This window comes from Achromobacter kerstersii, from assembly GCF_902859595.1.
GTDB classification, from domain to species: domain Bacteria; phylum Pseudomonadota; class Gammaproteobacteria; order Burkholderiales; family Burkholderiaceae_B; genus Achromobacter; species Achromobacter kerstersii.
Genome location: NZ_CADIJQ010000006.1, coordinates 61,857 through 79,727 on the forward strand (window position 1 = coordinate 61,857; position 17,871 = coordinate 79,727).

A 17,871-nucleotide genomic window follows, 5' to 3' on the forward strand; every position below is an offset into this window, starting at 1 on the left:
TCCGCCGATCCGCGCACAGGCGGCCCATTCTACCCGTGCGGCGTCGCCGTCAGATGCCCAGATACCGATGCGCCAATTCAGGCTGCGCAGACAGCTCGGCCGGCTTGCCCGACCAGGCCACGCGCCCCTTGTCGACGATGTAATGGCGGTCGACCAGCGTCGCCATCTCGGGCAGGTTCTTGTCGATGACCAGAATGGTCTGTCCCTCGGACTTCAGCGCGCGCAGGCAGCGCCAGATTTCCTGGCGAATCAGCGGCGCCAGCCCTTCGGTGGCCTCGTCCAGAATCAGCAGCTTGGGGTTGGTCATCAGCGCGCGGCCCACCACCAGCATCTGCTGCTCGCCACCCGACAAGGTGCGCGACGACTGCCCACGCCGTTCCTTCAAGCGCGGGAACAAGGTGTAGACCCGTTCCAGGTCCCACCCGCCCGGCGCCGCGCGTGACGTCGCCACCAGGTTTTCCTGCACCGTCAGCGAACCGAACACGCGCCGCCCTTCCGGCACCAGCCCCACGCCCAGGCGGGCCACGGTGCTGGGCGCAGACCGGCCCAATGTCTGCCCGCGAAACTGCACCGCGCCACCCGTTGCCGGCAACATGCCCATCACGGTTTTCACCGTGGTGGTCTTGCCCATACCGTTGCGGCCAATCAGCGAAATCACCTCGCCTTCGCTGGCTTCGAACGACATGCCGAACAGCACCTTGCTCGACCCGTAGCCGCCCGTCAGCCCATCAACCTTCAACATGTTCTTCTCCCAGGTAGGCCGCGCGCACATCCGGATGGCGGCGCACCTCGTCGGGCGGCCCGCTGAACACCACGCGCCCATACACCAGCACGCTGATGCGGTCGGCCAGCGCAAACACGGCGTCCATATCGTGCTCGACCAGCAAGATGCCGTAGTCGCCCTTCATGCCTTGCAGCAGCCGCGTCATGCGCGCCGATTCCTCAGGCCCCATGCCGGCCATGGGTTCGTCCAACAGCAACAGCCGCGGCGAACGCGCCAGCGCCACCGCCAGTTCCAGCTGCCGCTTTTCGCCATGCGCCAGGTCTGCCGACCGCACATGGCGGCGGTCTTCCAGCCCCACATGCGTCAGCCATTGCATGGCTTCGGCCTTCAGCCCGGCATCGCGGCGCGGATCAGACCACGCGCCAAACGCGCGGCCGTCTTTCAACATGCGCGACAGAATCACGTTTTCCAGCGCGGTGTATTCGTAGCAAAGCTCGGTGATCTGAAACGAACGGCCCAGGCCCAGCCGCGCGCGTTCAAAAGCGCGCAGCGCGGTCACGTCGCGCCCGTCCAGATGAATCGTGCCCGAGTCCGGCCGGATCTCGCCACAAATCTGCGCAATCAACGTCGACTTGCCCGCGCCGTTAGGGCCGATGATGGCGTGGATCTCGCCTGCCTGTACGTCCAGGTCGACGCCGTTGGTGGCCACCACCGCGTCAAACGCTTTGCGCAGCTGCGTCAGTTGCAGCAAGCTCGTGCGGGGGTCAGTCGGCATGGCGCGTCTCCAGCAGTTTTCCGAACAGGCCCTTCTGCCCCCACAACACCACCAGCACCAGAATCGGCCCCATGTACAGCAGCCAATGCTCGGTCAGCGACGACAACATCTGCTCCAGCCCCAGGAACACGGCAGCGCCCGCAATCGGGCCCAGCAAGGTGCCCACGCCGCCCAGAATCACGATGGCCATGAGCTCTCCCGACTTGGTCCATGCCGCCATATCCGGCGTGACAAGCCCGGCGTAGTTGGCCCACAGCACGCCCGCCAGGCCTGTGCCCACCGCTGACAGCACAAACGCGCTCAGCCGGTACGGCGTCGGCGCAACGCCCAAGTTCAGCGCGCGCCGCTCGCTCTGGCGCAACGCTTGCAGCACCATGCCAAAGCGCGAGTTGGTGACGCGGATGCACAGCAGCGTCCACGCCGTCAGCAACGCCAGACACACGTAGTAAAAGGCCATGGGGCTTTCCAGATTGACGCCCGGCAGCACGTTGCGTTGCGGAATCATCAAGCCGTCGTCGCCGCCGTAAAACTGCAACGACACCAGAATGAAATACACCATCTGCCCGAACGCCAACGTGATCATGATGAACTGCACGCCGCGCGTACGCAGCGCCAGATAGCCGAAGATCCAGCCAGCCAGCGCGCACACCGCCAGCGCAATCGGCCACACCACCAGCGCCGCGTTGCTGCCCGCCCAGCCGAAGATCGGGCCGGCCTCGGCCGTATGAAACGCGATGATGCCCACGGCGTAACCGCCCAGGCCGAAAAACATGGCGTGGCCGAAGCTGACCATGGCGCCGTAGCCAATGACAAGATCCAGGCTGACCGCGGCCAGCCCGTAGATCAGAAAGCGCGTCACCACGCCGATCAGGAACGGCGAGCCCGACGCCACAGCGGCCGCGGGCAGCAGGATCAATACCGCCAGGCCGCCCAAGCCCCAGCGGGCGCGATTTGAAAGCGTGTTTGTCATCATCATCCTCGCGCCGGAAACAAGCCGCCGGGCTTGGCGATCAGCACGATCGCCATCAACACATAGATACTGGCCGAGGCCATGCCGGCCGCCAGCGGGTCTGCCGTGGCGGGCGAGAACATCGTGGACAGCAGTTGCGGCAGGAACGCGCGCCCCAGGCTGTCGACCATGCCCACCAGCAAGGCGCCCGCCAGCGCGCCGCGCACCGAGCCCACCCCGCCAATCACGATGACGACAAAGGTAGTGATCAGGATGCGTTCGCCCATGCCGATTTCAACGGCCAACAGCGGCGCGGCCATCACGCCGGCCAACCCGCACAGCAAAGCGCCCAGGCCGAACACCAGCGTGTAGAGCTTGCGGATGTCAACGCCCAGGGCGTCCACCATCTCGCGGTCGTCAGCGCCTGCGCGGATCAACATGCCGATACGCGTGCGGTTGACGAGCCACCACAAGCCCACCGCCACCAACGCGCCAATGGCGATGAACGACAGGCGGATCAGCGGATACTGAAAGCCCGGCGCCAGCGTCACCGCGCCTTCCAGGAAAGACGGAATGCCCACCAGCGGCGGACGCCGGCCAAAAATCAGGCTGACCGCTTCGTTCGAAAACAGCAGCAGCCCGAAGGTGGCCAGCACCTGGTACAGGTGATCACGCTTGTACAGCTTGCGTATCACCAGCACTTCTACCGAAATGCCATACAGGCCCGCGCCCAGCAGCGCAGCCAGCACGCCCGCCAGAAACGAACCCGTGGTGCCGATGGCGTAGGCCGCGCAGTACGCGCCCACCATGTAGAAGGAACCGTGCGTCAGGTTCACGACGCCCATGATCCCGAAGATCAGCGTCAGTCCGGCCGCCAGCATGAAAAGCATGGCGCCGAACTGCAAGCCGTTGAGCAGCTGTTCAAACAGAAGCGTCATGATGGCATCTTGCAAAATTGGGCGTAGGCATCCTTGTCGTCAGACACCAGCTTGCGCACCAGATGCGGCGACAAGCCGCCCGCGCTGTCCTTTTCGATACGCATCAGGTACAGGTCCTGAATGGGATGCTGATTGGTGTTCATGCTGAACTTGCCGCGCAACGACGTGAACTCGGGCTTGCGCAATGCCGCACGAAATTCCGCTGCCTTGGACAAGTCGCCACCCGTTGCCTTCAGCCCCACGCCAATCAGTTGCGCGGTGTCGTAGGCTTGCATCGCGTAGTCGGTGGGCACGCGTCCGTAAGCATCCTTGAACGCCTTCACAAAGGCCTGCGATTGCGGGTTATTGAAGTCTTGCGACCAGATGCCGGTGGTGTAAGACCCGGCGGAAGCGTCGCCCGTTGCCTGGATCATCCGCGCATCCATCGAGAAGCTGGGCATCAGCATCGGGATGGTTTTGTTCAGACCCGCCGCCGCGTATTGCTTGACGAAGTTGATGCCGGTGCCGCCGGGATGAAACTGGTAGATGGCTTCCGGCGCCAGCGAGCGCAGGCGCGCAAGCTCCACAGAAAAATCAGACTGGTCGAGCTTGGTGTAGATCTCGGCCACGACCTCGCCCTTGTACGTGCGCTTGAAGCCTTCGATGGCGTCGCGCCCGGCCTGATAGTTCGGCGCCAGCAGCACCACACGTTTGTAGCCCAGCTCATTGGCGGCAACGCCGCCCGCCGTGTGGAAGGCATCGTTCTGATACGACGCCACGAAATAGTTCGGGTCGCACTTTTCGCCCGCAAAGTTCGACGGGCCGGGGTTCAAGCTTACGTAGAACGCGCCCGACTTCACCACGCTGGGCACCACCGCCGCCAGCACGTTGGAAAAGTTCACGCCGGTAAAGAGCTTCACGCCCGATTGCAGCAGCCGGTCGGCGGCCTGCTTGGCGTTGGCGGGCTTCAGGCCATCGTCTTCGATGACCAGCTGCACAGGCACGCCGCCCAGCTTGCCATCGCCCTGCTTGATCGCCAGGTTGAACGCATCGCGCTCGTCTTCGCCGATGTAGCCCGCCGGCGTGGACAAGGTGGCGATGAAGCCGATCTTGACGGGTTCGGCGGCAACCGCCGTGCCCATGGCGACGGCGACGGACAACACAGCGGCCACGCCGCCCAGTGTTTGTTTCTTGATCATGTTTTCCCCTTGAAGACTGCGTTGCCCGCCTTGCGGCCGGGCGTTGCCTACACCGCCACGACCGGATGACGCAGCGTGCCGATGCCTTCCACGCACGCCACCACCACATCGCCCGGCCACAACCATTCCTGCGGCTTGCGGCCCGCGCCCACGCCTTCGGGCGTGCCGGTGGCGATGATGTCGCCCGGCTCCAGCGTGATGCCGGCGCTGATGTCCGAAATCAGGAACGGCACCTTGAACAGCATGTGGCGAGTGTTGGAGCCCTGCTTCTTCTCACCGTTGACGGTGAGCCACAAGTCCAGCACCTGCGGGTCCGGGATTTCGTCGGCGGTGACGATGCACGGGCCGAACGGCGCGTACGTGTCCTGGCCCTTGGAATAGATCCACTGGCCCGCGCGGCGGCAATCGCGCGCGCTCATGTCCAGCATGACGCTGTAGCCGAACACATAAGACAAGGCGTCGGCCTCGGCCACGCGGGACGCGCGCCGGCCCATGATCACGGCCAGTTCCACTTCCCAGTCCAGCTGTTGCGTGATCTTGGCGTTGTGTTCGATGGCGTCGCCCGGGCCGATGACGGTGGTGGGCGGCTTGGAAAAAATCACCGGCTGCTTGGGCAAGTCGGCGGACGTGTCCAGCGTGCGGCTGGATTCCGCGACGTGCTCCACATAGTTCAGGCCGATGCCGAAGATGTTCTTGCGCGGGCGCGGAATGGGCGCCAGCAGCTTCACGTTTTCCTGCGGCAGCGCCGTGCCAACGGGCCATTCGCCGCGATACGCGTCCATCAGGCGCGTGGCTTGCGCAACGGCCACGGGGCCTAAGTCGATGAACGCCAGCATGTCGTCGGGCAGGTCCACGCCGCCCGCTTGCCCCAGCAAAGCCAGGTCAATCACATAGCCTTCGGCCAGCGCGCCAAGCCTTGCGGCGGCCGTGGGATGAGCGCGAAAAGTCACCAAGCGCATAGGAACTCCATTGAATCAGGACGAGTTGAGCCAACGCGCGAGCCAGGCCCGCGCGGCGAATAAAAATGAAAGGGGAATCAGGCGACGCTAGATCAGCACTTGATGGCCGTCGTTTTCCTTGACCGCTTCTTCGCGGTATAGCGCCAGCGAACGCATCACGGGCAGATCGTTGAAGCAGAACAAGCAGGCGTCGTCGTTGGACGACAGGTTGACGTGTTCGTGGATGGCCCACGACGGCACACAGAAAATGTCGCGTTCAGTCCAGTCGTAGCGCTTGCCATCAATGATGGAAAAGCCGCTGCCCTTGGCCACTTGATAGATGAAGCTGCCGGTGTGCCGATGCGCCTTGGTATGTTCGCCGGGGCGCAACAGCTGCATGCTGGCGCCGATGGTCGGCATGACCGAACCGCCCGTCGCCGGGTTCACGTATTCCAGCAGGATGCCGTCAAAGGGGCTGCCCGCGGTGGTGCGCGCATAACGGCGCAGCGCGTCGTAGGTGGGTTCCCATTCGTACTTGAAGAGCGGCGAATACGGCTTCGTCCAGCCCGACACCTGCGGGCGCAATGCCGCGTTGCCCCACGCGGCGCTGGTGTCATCCACGGGATAAGTCACCGTCTGGTTCAGGTCGGGATGCACGGCGTAAAAGCCCGCTTCCAGCGCGTTGACCAGCGGAATGTCCAGCCCGTCTTGCCAGATGCAGGTCGTGCCGTCTTCGGCCACGCCGTGCTCGTGCCAGGTGCCGTTGGGCGTCAGCACGAAATCGTTCGCGCCCAGCGTCATCTTGTGGCCGTCGACGACGGTGTACGCGCCCTGGCCTTCCATGATGAAGCGCAACGCCGAATGCGAATGCTTGTGCGCCGAGGCCAGCTCGCCGGGCTGCATCACCTGCAAACCCGAATACAGCCAACCCACGGCGGCAGCCACATCACGCCTGCCGGGGTTGTTCAGATAGATGACGCGCCGGCCGGCCTCTTCGGGCGACACCAGTTCGGCCGAGCGCAGCACATGGCCGCGCAACTCCTGGTAGCGCCACACCACTGGCACCGACGCCGAGCGCGGCGCCCAGGGCTCAATCTTGTTCGCCACCGTCCACAAGGCGCCCGTTTCCAGGCGCGCAAGCTCCTGGTAATAGGCGATGCGCTCAGGCGAGTCGGCCACATTGGCGCGGCCTGCGGTGTCCTCGCGATAGGCGTCGTACCGGTTCGCTTCCATCCCTTGCCTCGTTTTTTATAAAACTTTGTGGATTTTCGAAAATATTAGAGGCGGGCCAGAATTTGAGCAACGATTGCCCGCTAGGGGTTTTCCCGTGCGAAGGATTTTGTTGGCGCAACGTCAAAAAATACTGTACAAAAACACAGTGCGACGTGATACATTTCGCTCGCCCGAAAAACTGTCGTCCAGGGAGAATCCTGTGTCCGAAGCCGCTCATCTCGTTCAGTACATCGTCGTTCCCTATCGCGCCGCCGCCAATGGCGTGGCGCCCGGGGAAATCCGTCCGGCCAGCAGCGAATTCGGAGCCATCCGAATCGCCAATTCCATGGCCTCCAAATTCGCAGGCGTCGCCGCTTACGAAGTCTGGATCGACAAAGAAACCGGCGACATGGAGTCGCCGCGCATCCTCACGCAAATCGGCACGGTGCCGTCGCTGGATGATTGATCTGCTGTTGCGTTGATTGCCGGGTTTGCGTTGATCGCTGATTGGCAATCTTTGCGCTGATGGCGTTGGTTGTGCTGTTTGCGTTGGTTGTGCTGTTTGCGTTGGTTGTGCTGTTTGCGTTGTTTGCGTTGTTTGCTTGGATTACGCCCGCTGCCGTTCAAATCCGGAAGCGGGCGTTGTCATTTTCGCGCACGACCACGCACGACCGCGCACGGCTATTGCGCAATGAGAAAACTCAGCGCGTGATTTTTTCTTTTTGAATATCGGGAAATATTGCCAAGAGGCTGGCTGGCCGTTGCGCGTAAAACCATCAGAGGTTGGTTTCAAGTGGCGCGCCCGACAGGAATCGAACCTGTATCAAGAGCTTCGGAAACTCTCATTCTATCCATTGAACTACGGGCGCAGCGCAAGGAGGCGACATTGTACCTAGTTTTCGCTAGCGTGCATGAAGTGGATCAAAACCTCCTGCAATCTCATCGAAAACCCCGGCAGAGGCATTGGACGTGCGTCCCTGACACCGTTATATAATCCAGCGTTTGCTTGCAGGCGGATGCGTCAATGGTCCGCCGATTTGTGCAGTTACTGATTTTCTGTTGCCGCCGCCAGGCGCCCCACCCGTTAGCAGGATTTGGTCATGAGCAACGAGCAGGAACACATAGAAGAGCACTCCTCCCCCATCAAGACCCCCAAGCAACTGGTCGTCACGATCGTTCTATCTTTCGTGATCCCAATCGCCATCATCATCCTCCTGGTGAACATGGTGGTCTCCGGCAATAAGGTCGGCGCCGGCTCTGACACGCTGACGCAAGAAGCCATCACCAAACGTATTGCACCCGTCGCGGGTTTTGAACTGGTTGACGCCAACGCGCCCAAGGTCTTCAAGACGGGCGAGCAGGTCTTTGCCGCGGTCTGTACGGCCTGTCACACCGCCGGTGTGGCCGGCGCACCCAAGATGGGCGACAACGCGGCCTGGGCGCCCTTCATCAAGTCCGGTTACGACACGATGTTGAACGTGGCGTTGCACGGCAAGGGCGGCATGCCTGCCAAGGGCGGCAACCCCACGCTGTCCGACTACGAAGTCGCGCGCGCCGTGGTCTATATGGCCAACAAGTCCGGCGCCTCGCTGCCCGAACCCGCCGCTCCCGCGGAAGAAGGCGCGAAGAAGGAAGCGGATGCCGCGCCTGCCGCTGCAACTGCTCCGGCTGCCGCAGCAGCGCCGGCCGCAGCACCGGCTGCCGCGGCACCGGCCGCCGCAGCAACGGCCGCCGCAGCACCCACGGCGGCGGCTCCTGCTGCTGCCGCGCCTGCCGCGCCCGCCGCCGCGCCTCAACAGGCCGCCGCCGTCAACCCGGCTGGTGAAAAGCTCTACAAGAGCGTCTGCTTCGCCTGTCACGCAACCGGCGTGGCCAACGCGCCCAAGTTCGGCGACAAGGCCGCGTGGGACCCGTACATCAAGACCGGCATGGACGCCATGGTGAAGGTCGCCATGCAAGGCAAGCCGCCGATGCCCCCGAAGGGTGGCGCGGCCAACGCCTCGGAAGACGACATCCGCGCCGCCGTGCAATACATGGTGGACGCCGCGAAATAAATCCGGCGCTCAAACAAAAAGCCCCTTGATCGCTCAAGGGGCTTTTTTTATCGCCGCAAAATGTTCAGCGCTTATTCCGCCGACGACTTCAGCAGCGACATGCCCAACTGCACGCGGCGTTGCAGCCACAGGCTGGGGCGATAGCGGGGGTCGCCCGTCACGCGCTGCATGCTCTTCAGGATTTCCAGAATGCGCTCAGCGCCCAGCTTGTCGCCCAAGGCCAGCGGGCCAACCGGATAGCCCAAGCCCAACGTCACGGCCTGGTCGATGTCTTCCGGCGTCGCGATCTGCTGCTGCGCGATGTCGCTGGCGATGTTGACGATCATGGCCACGATGCGCTGTGCGACAAAGCCCGGCGAATCATCGATCACCGTCACCGGCACGCCATCGGCGGCCAGCAGCGCGTGGGCGGCGTCGCGCCACTTGGTGTCGGTAGCGGGCGACACCATGATGGTGCGGCGCTTGGCGCTATCGAATGCGTACAGCGTGTCCAGACCCACCGTGCGGCCCGCGTTCAAGCCTTGTGCGGACACCGACGTCGACACGTCGTCGCCAAACGGCGTGACGATGATCAGCGCGTCGGCATCCGGCGTGGCGCCGGTGACGAGCGTTGCGCCCAGCTTTTCGACCAGCGCCGACGCACGCGCATACCCTTCCGCGTGCTTGGGGCTGACCCAGACCTTCAGGCCTTCCGGCAGCGCCGGCACGGGCGGCTCGGCCGGCACCTGCTTCTGGCCATCGGCGTAAACGTAGAAACCTTCGCCCACCTTGCGGCCGATCAGGCCACCGGCCAGACGCACGGTCGTGATCGGCGACGGACGGAAACGCGGCTCGTCGAAGAACTGGCGGTAGATGGATTCCATCACCGGGTGCGACACGTCAAGCGCCGTCAGGTCCAGCAGCTCGAACGGGCCCATGCGAAAGCCGGCCTGCTCGCGCATGACGGCATCCACTTGCGCAAAGGTCGCGACCGATTCCTGCGCCACGCGCAAGCCTTCGGTATTCATGCCACGGCCGGCGTGGTTGACGATGAAGCCCGGCATGTCTTTGGCGCGCACGGGGGTATGGCCCATACGGCGGGCCAGCGCGGCCAACGCGTCGCCGACTTCCGGCGCGCTGCGCAGGCCGTCGATCACCTCAACCACCTTCATCAACGCCACGGGGTTGAAGAAGTGGTAGCCCGCCACCCGGCGCGGATGCTTGCAGGCAGCGGCAATGGCGGTGATGGACAGCGACGACGTATTCGACGCCAGGATGCAGTCTTCCGACACCACGCCTTCCAGCGCGGCGAACAAGTCGCGCTTGACGTCCAGGCGTTCGACGATGGCTTCCACCACCAACTGGCACGCCGACATGTCGGTCAGCGCCGTGGCGGATTCCACGCGTTCCAGCGCGGCTTGCGCGTCGGCGGCGGTCAGCTTGCCCTTTTGAGCCAGCTTGTCCCAGGTCTGGCGCAACGACTCGCGCGCGGCAGCAACCGCATCCGCGCTGGTGTCGTACAAGCGCACGCGCAGGCCGGCTTGCGCCGCGATCTGCGCAATGCCGCGCCCCATGGCCCCGGCGCCTACGACGCCGATGGTTTGAATCTCCGTCATCAACTCTCTCCTGCCTGTATTGGAATGGATCGTGCGCGCCGTGGCGGGGCGCAAGGAAAACGGGGCGGCGCCTGGCCGCCCCGTTTCCGGTCAGGGCTGGGTCTGCGCCAGCGCCTGGATTTCTTCGGCCGACAGGCCCAGCTTTTCAGCCAGGACCTGTGCGGTGTGCTCGCCCAGCATGGGCGGCGGACGGCGGTATTCCACCGGGCTGTCCGAGAACTTCAGCGGGCTTGACGCCATCGGCACGCGGCCGGCGGCCGGATGCGGCAGCTCGCGCTTCATGCCGCGCGCCAGCACGTGCGGGTCTTCATAGACCTGGTCCAGCGTATTGATCGGGCCGGCCGGCACGCCAACGCCTTCCAGCGCAGCCAGCCAGTGGTCGCGCGCGCCTGTGGCCATGCGCTCGGCCAACAGCGGCACGAGCTCGGCGCGGTTCTTCACGCGCTGCGGGTTGGTTGAAAAGCGCGGGTCCGCCGACAACTCGGGCAGACCGATCGCACCGCAGTAATTGCGGAATTGGCTGTCGTTGCCGACCGCCACAATCAGGTGGCCATCGGCCGCCGCAAACACCTGATACGGCACCAGGTTCTGATGCGCGTTGCCCGCGCGCTTGGGCGCGACGCCGGACGTCATGAAGTTCAGATTCTGGTTGGCCAGCATCGTGACCTGGCAGTCCAGCAAAGCCATGTCGATGTGCTGACCCTGGCCGCTGTTGGCGCGCTCAAGCAGCGCAGCCAAAATGCCCACGGTGGAATACATGCCGGTCATCAGATCGGCCACGGCCACGCCCGCCTTTTGCGGGCCGCCGCCAGCCAGGTCATCGCGTTCGCCGGTGATGCTCATCAGCCCGCCCATGCCCTGGATCATGAAGTCATAGCCGGGGCGGCTGGCGTAGGGGCCGGTTTGGCCGAAGCCGGTGATCGAGCAGTAGATCAGGCGCGGGTTGATGGCCTTCAGGCTTTCGTAGTCCAGCCCGTATTTTTTCAGGCCGCCAACTTTGAAGTTCTCAACGAGGATGTCGCTTTGCAGCGCCAGTTCGCGCACCAGCTCGGCGCCACGCGGCGATGCGATGTCCAGCGCCACCGACATCTTGTTGCGGTTGGCCGACAGGTAGTACGCCGCTTCGGTGGTGTCGTTGCCCGCTTCGTCCTTCAGGTACGGAGGCCCCCAGGCGCGCGTGTCGTCACCCGAGCCGGGGCGTTCGATCTTGATCACCTCGGCGCCAAGATCGGCCAGGTTTTGAGTGCACCAGGGGCCCGCCAGCACGCGGGTCAGGTCCAGCACGCGTATGCCGGTAAGGGGAGCGGGACGTTGCGACATCTGTGTTCTTTTCGCTAGATGAGAAATGAAAACGGCGGACCGCTAGGGTCGCGCCCGGAGCACCAATTCGTCAATCCGGATATTAGCCGTTTGGACACTAAACCCGGATTTCCGCGTGCTGCCGCCTCAGGAATGCGCCTTGATGGTCTCGCGGGCGATCACCAGCTGCTGAATTTGCGAGGTGCCTTCAAAGATGCGGAACAGGCGCACATCGCGGTAGAAGCGTTCAACGGCGTACTCGGACATGTAGCCCGCGCCGCCGTGGATCTGCACGGCGCGGTCGGCCACGCGGCCCACCATTTCGGTCGAGAACAGCTTGCAGCATGCAGCTTGCATGGTGGTGTTCTCGCCGCGGTCACGCATGCGGGCGGCGTCCAGCACCATGCAACGTGCGGCATAGAGTTCGGCCTGGCTGTCGGCGATCATCGCCTGGATCAGCTGGAATTCTGCAATGGGCTGGCCGAATTGCTTGCGGTCCATGGCGTATTTGACGGCGTCCGACAGCAGGCGGTCGGCAATGCCCACGCACAGCGCCGAGATATGCAGACGGCCCTTGTCCAGCACGCGCATCGACGTCTTGAAGCCATTGCCTTCTTCGCCGCCCAACAACGCGCTGGCGGGTACGCGGCAGTTGTCGAACACGACGTCGCTGGTCAAGGCGCCGGCCTGGCCCATTTTCTTGTCGGGCTTGCCGATGATGAGACCGGGCGTGCCCGCTTCAACCAGGAAGCACGAAATCGAATTGGCGCGGCGCTCGGGTGCGGTGCGCGCCATGACCGAGAACAAGCCGGCGATGGGCGCGTTGGTGATGTAGCGCTTGGTGCCGTTCAGCACGTAGCTGTCGCCGTCGCGTTCGGCGGACAGGCGCAGCGCCATGGCGTCGGAACCGGCGTCCGGCTCGGTCAGGGCGAACGAGCCAATCAGTTCACCGCTGGCCAGCTTGGGCAGGTAGCGCGCGCGTTGCTCGTCGGTGCCTGCCAGCACGATGGCTTGCGAGCCGATGCCGATGTTGGTGCCGGCCAGCGAACGGAACGCGGGCGAGGTCTGGCCCAGTTCGAACACCACGCGTACTTCCTCTTCCATCGTCAGGCCCAGGCCGCCGAAGTCAGGCGAGATCGACAGGCCGAACAAACCCAGTTCGCGCATTTCGTTGACGATGGCCGGCGGAACCTGGCCGCTCTCGGCAAGCTCGTCTTCGGCGGGGATCAGGCGTTCGTGCACAAAGCGGCGCACGGCGTCCAGCAACAGGTTCAGGGTTTCGGTGTCGAGGGCCATGATGGAAGTCTCAGGAAGAGGAGCGAATCGGGGGGACAGGTACGGAAGGTTCAGTACGGAACATGGGCGGCGGCGCGTCAGGCGCGCATGCCGCCAACCAATAAATCGAAATAACCGGCAGCAATGGTTTCGGCGCTGTCGCCCTGGCCGGGCTTGTACCAGCGCACCATCCAATTCAGCATGGACAACACGGCGCGGCCCGTGGCGGCCACATCCAGCGGCCGGAATACGCCGTCGGCCACGCCCTGCGCAATCAGTTCACGCAGGCGCTTTTCGTAGCCGTCGCGCAGCCGGGCCGCGTCTTCGCGTTCGGGCAGGGCCATGCCGGAATAACCAATCAGCATCGTGACGAATTCAGCATGGTGCTGTTCGAAGTAGCGGGCGTGGCCCACCATGAAGGCGCGCAAGCGCGCGGCGGCGCCGTCGGCATCAGCCACATCCTGGCCCACGTTCTGCGTCAGCCCACTTAGCACGCCCAGGATGATGGCGTCGTAAATGTCCTGCTTGGTGGTGTAGTAGTGATAGATGGCCGCCTTGGACACGCCAATGGCGGCGGCCAGATCCGACACGGAACTGCCGTCGTAACCGCTTTGGGCGAACAGCTTGGCGGCTTCTTCCAGAATGCGTTCGCGCGGCGCGACCAGCGTGGGGGGCCGGCCGGCGCGGGCGCGCTTTTGGGCGGGAGGGGCGGAGGTCGCCATGACAGCCTTTACAGGGGGCTGCGACGGAAGCGGTCAACCAGCACGCGGCGTGGATTGACAGCGGTTCGGCGCATGCCGTTAAATAAAGATTAATTAATTACCGGACGGTCGGTAGGTAATTATAGGCACATCCGCCTTGGGTGCTCAAGCCTGAATGCAGGCCCGCCTTTTCTGGACTGACCTGGACACAACGCGACGACGCTATGCCCCACTCTCTCGTGACAGATTTGTATGGCCAGATGTCCCTGCCGGTCATCAGCGCCCCCATGTTCATCGTCTCCAACCCGAAACTGGTCATCGCCCAGTGCACGAGCGGCATCGTCGGGTCCTTTCCCGCGCTGAACGCACGTCCGCAAAGCCTGCTGACCGACTGGCTGGATGAAGTCCAGGCGGGTCTGGCCTCGCACCGCGAAGCCAACCCCGGCGCCGTTGTGGCGCCGTTTGCCGTCAACCAGATCATTCACCAGTCCAACGACCGCCTGGAGCAAGACCTGGCCGTGTGCGCCAGCCACCGCGTGCCGCTGATCATCACCAGCCTGCGCGCGCCCGGCGATCTGGTCAAAGGCGTGCACGATTGGGGCGGCAAGGTATTCCACGACGTCACCACCCTGCGCCATGCCGAAAAGGCGCTGGAAGCGGGGGTCGACGGATTGATCCTGGTGTGCGCGGGCGCCGGTGGCCACGCAGGCACGCTGAGCCCGTTCGCGCTGGTGTCCGAAGTGCGCCGCTTCTACGACGGCCCGCTGATCCTGTCGGGCGCCATCACCACCGGCGAGCACGTGCTCGCCGCGCTGGCCATGGGCGCGGACTTCGCCTATATGGGTACGCGCTTCATCGCCAGCGAGGAAGCCAACGCCAGCGAAGGCTATAAGTCAGCCATCGTCGAGGCCAGCGCGTCCGACGTTCTGTACACGCCCTTTTTCACCGGCATCCCGGGCAACTACCTGAAGGCCAGCATCACCGCATCGGGACTGGACCCGGCCAACCTGCCACAGCCGGACAGCGGCGCGTCCAACTTCGGATCTTCGCGCGTGAAGCCCTGGAAGGACATCTGGGGCGCGGGCCAGGGCGTGGGCGGCATCGCGAGCGTGGAACCCACCCGCAAGATCGTCGACACGCTGCGCCGCGAGTACGACGACGCAAAGGCCCGGCTGGCCAGCCGGACGTACGCATGAGCGCGGGCCTGAAGCTTGCCCGCGACGGCGCCGTTCTGACTCTCACGATCGACCGCCAGGACCGTCGTAACGCACTGGACACGGCGACCTATGCCGCGCTGACAGAACAGATCGTGCAGGCATCGGCGGATCAGTCCGTATCCGCCGTGATCCTGACGGGCGCGGGCGAACACTTCACGGCCGGCAACGACCTGCGCGACTTCCAGGCGGAGCGCGGCGCGGGCGACAGCGCCGGCCTGACGTTCCTGCGCACACTGACCACGGCCGAGGTGCCGGTCGTCGCCGCGGTCGAGGGCTACGCGATCGGCATTGGCGTGACCTTATTGCAGCACTGCGATTTTGTTCACATCGGCGACGGCGCCACCTTGCGCATGCCGTTCGTGGCGCTGGGCTTGTGCCCGGAAGGCGCATCCAGCCTGCTGATGCCCCGACTGGTCGGCCGCCGCGCAGCCGAATGGCTGTTGCAGGGCAAGGCCTTTACCGCGCAAGACGCGCACGAGGCCGGGCTGGCCACGTCGGTCACGAAAAAAGGCCAGGCGCTGGCGGCCGCTCAGGCGACCGCTGCGGATCTGGCCCGCCAACCGCCCGCCGCGCTGCGCTTGACCAAGGCCATGATGAAACGGGCGGATCGTCAGGCGATTCAGGAAACGCTGGACTACGAAGCCCAGCAATTCCGCGCCCGCTTGCAAACAGACGAAGCGCAAGCGGCGTTTGCGAAGTTCTTTAAGAAGTGATGATGGCGAAGTGATGATGGGTTGCGCGCGGCCTGAGGCGCGCAACCCATCACCTTAAAACGGCGAATCCGGCCGGAAATTCGGCGCCCGACGTTCGCGCAAGGACTTAACCCCTTCCTTCACGTCCGGCCCGCCAAAGCCCATGAATTCCAGCGCCAACGACGTATCAAACGTCGGCCCGGCCATGCGCAACCAGTTATTCAGCGAGTACTTCGTCCAGCGGATCGCCGTCTGCGAACCCGCGGCCAGCTTGTTGGCCACCTCGAACGCGCGGGTGATGAGTTCGGCCTCGTCCACGCACAGCGACACCAAGCCGATGCGCTCGGCTTCTTCGCCCGTGACGGTTTCGCACAGCATCAGGTAGTACTTGGCTTTGGCCATGCCACACAGCAGCGGCCAGACGATGGCGGCGTGGTCGCCTGCCGTGACGCCCAGGCGGGTGTGGCCGTCGATGATGCGCGCGTCGCGTGCGGCAATCGAGATGTCGGCAAGCAAGCCCGCTACCAGCCCCGCCCCCACGGCCGCGCCATGCATGGCGGACACGATGGGCTTGTTGCAGTTGATGATGTTGTAGACCAGGTCGCGGGCCTCTCGCCAGACGCGGGTGCGCACGTCGAAGTCATCCGCCATCTGCTGCACCAAGTCCAGGTCGCCACCGCCCGAGAAGCCCTTGCCCTCGCCGCGGATCACCACCACGCGAGTGTCCGGGTCCGTGTCGATGTCGCGCCAGATGTCGGCCAGTTCGCGGTGCATGCGGTCATCGGCCGTGGACAACTTGCCCGGCTGGCCGCCCTTGGCGCCCATGATCAGCTCCAGAACGCCCCCGGGATGCCGGCGCAACTTCAGGGATTCATAGGCCGAATAATGTTGCAGCGTGATATCTGTCATTGTCTTCTCCGCATTGTCTTTCGCAGTGGGGCGGGCCTGAAGGCCGGCGTGTTTTTGCGCACTATAGTGGATAGATCGGCCCCCACCTTGCCGTTGTCCCTTCGGAGCCTCAGCCAATGAACACCCCCGCCCCCATCGACCGCGCCGCGCTTTCTGCCCTGTTCTCCCCCCGGGAGGCGGACACGCATAAGGGCAGTTTTGGCACGGTTGGCGTGGTGGGCGGCGGGCCGGGCATGGCGGGCGCGGCGTTGCTGGCGGCACGCGCCGCCTTGAAGATCGGTGCGGGCAAGGTGCTGGTCGGCTTTGCGCAGGAAACATCCCCGCTGCCCTGCGACCCGCAGCAGCCCGAGCTGATGCTGCGGGATGCGCGCTCATTGCTGGATGAAGACCTGGGCGTAACCGCCTGGGTCGCGGGCTGCGGCATCGGCACGGGCGCGCTGGCGGCCAACACGCTGTCCGAACTGTTCGTGCTGCGCCGGGAGGCGCCGCTGGTGCTGGACGCCGACGGGCTAAACCTGCTGGCCTGGGGGGATGTCCAGCCCAACTGGGGCGAGGGCCCCGTCGTGCTCACCCCCCACCCTGCCGAAGCCGGCCGCCTATTAGGTATCAGCACCGCCGACGTCCAGGCCGACCGGCCGGGCGCGGCGTGGAAGCTGGCTCAGCGCTATCAGTGCTGGGTGGTGTTGAAGGGCGCAGGCACGATCGTCTGCGCGCCGGATGGCTCCACGCGCATCAATACCAGTGGCAACCCGGGCCTGGCCACCGCCGGAACCGGGGACGTATTGGCCGGCATGCTGGGTTCGTTGATTGCGCAAAAGCTGCCCTGGGATCAGGCGGTCGCGGGCGCCGTCTGGCTGCATGGCGCCGCCGCCGACGCCCTGGTCGCACAAGGCATCGGCCCTATCGGTTTGACGGCAGGCGAGCTCGCAGATGCCGCCCGCGCCCTGCGGAACCCGCGCTAAGTCCCTGCCAAATAAACATTTTTACAACATACTAGGGTTTTCCCTGAAATGGTCGTTGCTTTCTATTTAGGGTTATCCCTATAATGGATTACCCCAAGACGAAACGGACTGGAGAAGACCATGAGCGAACTGACCTTGAACCACACTGCCCGCCTGACCGACGCCCTCGAACGTGACCTGCTTCGCGGCGCCCTCGAAAACCAACCGAATTCCCACCCGCTGACCAACCTGAAGAAGGCTGGCCAAGCCGTGATCGCCGCTGTTGCTGGCGTCTTTGCTTTCATCGACGAAGTGAACGAATCGATGAACAAGGCCCGCGCCGCCAGCTCGCGCTTCTCCGGCTCTCAGTGGTAAGCACAGCTGCGCTGGGCTGAATCGCGAACGATCTCCCGCGATTTCGCCCGGCGCGCTGCCGTTGCAACGCCCGCTTGCTGGCCCAAGCGCCCCTTGCAA

The 17,871-nt window shown here is 64.4% G+C and carries 19 protein-coding genes and 1 tRNA gene; 7 read left to right on the forward strand and 13 right to left on the reverse strand.

Translation table 11 applies throughout. From position 1 onward, the window contains the following. Positions 1-49: 49 nt before the first annotated feature. The 7 genes from HV765_RS18245 to HV765_RS18275 all read right to left on the reverse strand — a co-directional run bounded on the left by HV765_RS18245 (position 50) and on the right by HV765_RS18275 (position 6,735). The gene (locus HV765_RS18245; RefSeq protein ID WP_054421259.1) at positions 50-742 is read right to left on the reverse strand and encodes an ABC transporter ATP-binding protein; all 693 of its coding nucleotides are present in this window, start codon (positions 740-742) and stop codon (positions 50-52) included. Beyond that, a complete protein-coding gene (locus HV765_RS18250; RefSeq protein WP_175170550.1) occupies positions 729-1,499 on the reverse strand; it encodes an ABC transporter ATP-binding protein in 771 nt (256 codons plus the stop codon). The genes HV765_RS18245 and HV765_RS18250 overlap by 14 nt, the downstream gene beginning before the upstream one ends. Next, entirely contained in the window at positions 1,489-2,475 is a 987-nt protein-coding gene (locus HV765_RS18255) for a branched-chain amino acid ABC transporter permease (protein WP_054421257.1), read from the reverse strand. Before HV765_RS18255 ends, HV765_RS18250 begins: the two co-directional genes overlap by 11 nt. Continuing rightward, positions 2,472-3,386, reverse strand: coding sequence for a branched-chain amino acid ABC transporter permease (locus HV765_RS18260; RefSeq protein WP_054421256.1), 915 nt, complete (start codon positions 3,384-3,386; stop codon positions 2,472-2,474). Before HV765_RS18260 ends, HV765_RS18255 begins: the two co-directional genes overlap by 4 nt. Further along, positions 3,383-4,564 (reverse strand): ABC transporter substrate-binding protein, encoded by a 1,182-nt coding sequence (locus tag HV765_RS18265; protein ID WP_175170551.1) that lies wholly within the window; start codon positions 4,562-4,564, stop codon positions 3,383-3,385. The genes HV765_RS18260 and HV765_RS18265 overlap by 4 nt, the downstream gene beginning before the upstream one ends. A gap of 47 nt (positions 4,565-4,611) precedes the next feature. Next, on the reverse strand, positions 4,612-5,523 hold the full coding sequence (locus HV765_RS18270) for a fumarylacetoacetate hydrolase family protein (protein ID WP_054421254.1): 912 nt from the start codon (positions 5,521-5,523) through the stop codon (positions 4,612-4,614). 87 nt (positions 5,524-5,610) lie between these two features. Then, positions 5,611-6,735 (reverse strand): cupin domain-containing protein, encoded by a 1,125-nt coding sequence (locus HV765_RS18275; RefSeq protein WP_175170552.1) that lies wholly within the window; start codon positions 6,733-6,735, stop codon positions 5,611-5,613. Between the two features lie 199 nt (positions 6,736-6,934). On the opposite strand from HV765_RS18275, the gene HV765_RS18280 reads away from it, so the two are divergent. Beyond that, a complete protein-coding gene (locus HV765_RS18280; protein WP_006217094.1) occupies positions 6,935-7,180 on the forward strand; it encodes a hypothetical protein in 246 nt (81 codons plus the stop codon). Positions 7,181-7,221: 41 nt separating this feature from the next. Continuing rightward, positions 7,222-7,440 (forward strand): hypothetical protein, encoded by a 219-nt coding sequence (locus tag HV765_RS18285; RefSeq protein WP_175170553.1) that lies wholly within the window; start codon positions 7,222-7,224, stop codon positions 7,438-7,440. A gap of 68 nt (positions 7,441-7,508) precedes the next feature. On the opposite strand, the gene HV765_RS18290 is transcribed toward HV765_RS18285, so the two are convergent. Next, a tRNA-Arg gene (locus HV765_RS18290) sits at positions 7,509-7,583 on the reverse strand. A 231-nt stretch (positions 7,584-7,814) separates the two neighbouring features. Here HV765_RS18290 and HV765_RS18295 point away from each other — a divergent pair. Continuing rightward, the gene (locus HV765_RS18295; protein ID WP_175170554.1) at positions 7,815-8,768 is read left to right on the forward strand and encodes a c-type cytochrome; all 954 of its coding nucleotides are present in this window, start codon (positions 7,815-7,817) and stop codon (positions 8,766-8,768) included. A 71-nt stretch (positions 8,769-8,839) separates the two neighbouring features. Here the strand turns inward: HV765_RS18295 and HV765_RS18300 are convergent, their stop codons facing one another. The 4 genes from HV765_RS18300 to HV765_RS18315 form a co-directional block, all read right to left on the reverse strand. After that, positions 8,840-10,363, reverse strand: coding sequence for a 3-hydroxyacyl-CoA dehydrogenase (locus HV765_RS18300; protein WP_175170555.1), 1,524 nt, complete (start codon positions 10,361-10,363; stop codon positions 8,840-8,842). A 90-nt stretch (positions 10,364-10,453) separates the two neighbouring features. Beyond that, positions 10,454-11,683 (reverse strand): CaiB/BaiF CoA transferase family protein, encoded by a 1,230-nt coding sequence (locus HV765_RS18305; protein WP_054421249.1) that lies wholly within the window; start codon positions 11,681-11,683, stop codon positions 10,454-10,456. 126 nt (positions 11,684-11,809) lie between these two features. After that, the gene (locus tag HV765_RS18310; protein ID WP_054421248.1) at positions 11,810-12,958 is read right to left on the reverse strand and encodes an acyl-CoA dehydrogenase family protein; all 1,149 of its coding nucleotides are present in this window, start codon (positions 12,956-12,958) and stop codon (positions 11,810-11,812) included. 77 nt (positions 12,959-13,035) lie between these two features. Then, positions 13,036-13,659 carry a TetR/AcrR family transcriptional regulator gene (locus HV765_RS18315; protein WP_054421247.1) on the reverse strand — a complete coding sequence of 208 codons (624 nt, stop codon included), beginning with the start codon at positions 13,657-13,659 and terminating at the stop codon, positions 13,036-13,038. A 203-nt stretch (positions 13,660-13,862) separates the two neighbouring features. Here HV765_RS18315 and HV765_RS18320 point away from each other — a divergent pair, with 203 nt between their 5' ends. Together HV765_RS18320 and HV765_RS18325 are read left to right on the forward strand one after the other, a co-directional pair. Next, positions 13,863-14,834, forward strand: coding sequence for an NAD(P)H-dependent flavin oxidoreductase (locus HV765_RS18320; RefSeq protein ID WP_054421246.1), 972 nt, complete (start codon positions 13,863-13,865; stop codon positions 14,832-14,834). Next, entirely contained in the window at positions 14,831-15,568 is a 738-nt protein-coding gene (locus HV765_RS18325) for an enoyl-CoA hydratase-related protein (RefSeq protein ID WP_175170556.1), read from the forward strand. Before HV765_RS18320 ends, HV765_RS18325 begins: the two co-directional genes overlap by 4 nt. A 54-nt stretch (positions 15,569-15,622) precedes the next feature. On the opposite strand, the gene HV765_RS18330 is transcribed toward HV765_RS18325, so the two are convergent. Next, the gene (locus tag HV765_RS18330; protein WP_054421244.1) at positions 15,623-16,456 is read right to left on the reverse strand and encodes an enoyl-CoA hydratase/isomerase family protein; all 834 of its coding nucleotides are present in this window, start codon (positions 16,454-16,456) and stop codon (positions 15,623-15,625) included. A 116-nt stretch (positions 16,457-16,572) separates the two neighbouring features. Between HV765_RS18330 and HV765_RS18335 the strand changes: the two genes are divergently transcribed. Both HV765_RS18335 and HV765_RS18340 read left to right on the forward strand, forming a co-directional pair. Beyond that, positions 16,573-17,418 carry an NAD(P)H-hydrate dehydratase gene (locus HV765_RS18335; protein ID WP_175170557.1) on the forward strand — a complete coding sequence of 282 codons (846 nt, stop codon included), beginning with the start codon at positions 16,573-16,575 and terminating at the stop codon, positions 17,416-17,418. Between the two features lie 120 nt (positions 17,419-17,538). Then, positions 17,539-17,772, forward strand: a complete 234-nt coding sequence (locus HV765_RS18340) for a hypothetical protein (protein WP_054421242.1) — start codon at positions 17,539-17,541, stop codon at positions 17,770-17,772. The last annotated feature ends 99 nt before the right edge of the window (positions 17,773-17,871 follow it).

What these genes read in the sequence shown, in the direction of transcription:
- HV765_RS18245 (WP_054421259.1), bottom strand. Translation starts at nt 742, where the DNA reads ATGTTGAAGGTTGATGGGCTGACGGGCGGCTACGGGTCGAGCAAGGTG.
- HV765_RS18275 (WP_175170552.1), bottom strand. Translation starts at nt 6,735, where the DNA reads ATGGAAGCGAACCGGTACGACGCCTATCGCGAGGACACCGCAGGCCGC.
- HV765_RS18315 (WP_054421247.1), bottom strand. Translation starts at nt 13,659, where the DNA reads ATGGCGACCTCCGCCCCTCCCGCCCAAAAGCGCGCCCGCGCCGGCCGG.
- HV765_RS18305 (WP_054421249.1), bottom strand. Translation starts at nt 11,683, where the DNA reads ATGTCGCAACGTCCCGCTCCCCTTACCGGCATACGCGTGCTGGACCTG.
- HV765_RS18330 (WP_054421244.1), bottom strand. Translation starts at nt 16,456, where the DNA reads ATGACAGATATCACGCTGCAACATTATTCGGCCTATGAATCCCTGAAG.
- HV765_RS18300 (WP_175170555.1), bottom strand. Translation starts at nt 10,363, where the DNA reads ATGACGGAGATTCAAACCATCGGCGTCGTAGGCGCCGGGGCCATGGGG.
- HV765_RS18255 (WP_054421257.1), bottom strand. Translation starts at nt 2,475, where the DNA reads ATGATGATGACAAACACGCTTTCAAATCGCGCCCGCTGGGGCTTGGGC.
- HV765_RS18310 (WP_054421248.1), bottom strand. Translation starts at nt 12,958, where the DNA reads ATGGCCCTCGACACCGAAACCCTGAACCTGTTGCTGGACGCCGTGCGC.
- HV765_RS18340 (WP_054421242.1), top strand. Translation starts at nt 17,539, where the DNA reads ATGAGCGAACTGACCTTGAACCACACTGCCCGCCTGACCGACGCCCTC.
- HV765_RS18335 (WP_175170557.1), top strand. Translation starts at nt 16,573, where the DNA reads ATGAACACCCCCGCCCCCATCGACCGCGCCGCGCTTTCTGCCCTGTTC.
- HV765_RS18260 (WP_054421256.1), bottom strand. Translation starts at nt 3,386, where the DNA reads ATGACGCTTCTGTTTGAACAGCTGCTCAACGGCTTGCAGTTCGGCGCC.
- HV765_RS18270 (WP_054421254.1), bottom strand. Translation starts at nt 5,523, where the DNA reads ATGCGCTTGGTGACTTTTCGCGCTCATCCCACGGCCGCCGCAAGGCTT.
- HV765_RS18295 (WP_175170554.1), top strand. Translation starts at nt 7,815, where the DNA reads ATGAGCAACGAGCAGGAACACATAGAAGAGCACTCCTCCCCCATCAAG.
- HV765_RS18325 (WP_175170556.1), top strand. Translation starts at nt 14,831, where the DNA reads ATGAGCGCGGGCCTGAAGCTTGCCCGCGACGGCGCCGTTCTGACTCTC.
- HV765_RS18250 (WP_175170550.1), bottom strand. Translation starts at nt 1,499, where the DNA reads ATGCCGACTGACCCCCGCACGAGCTTGCTGCAACTGACGCAGCTGCGC.
- HV765_RS18265 (WP_175170551.1), bottom strand. Translation starts at nt 4,564, where the DNA reads ATGATCAAGAAACAAACACTGGGCGGCGTGGCCGCTGTGTTGTCCGTC.
- HV765_RS18320 (WP_054421246.1), top strand. Translation starts at nt 13,863, where the DNA reads ATGCCCCACTCTCTCGTGACAGATTTGTATGGCCAGATGTCCCTGCCG.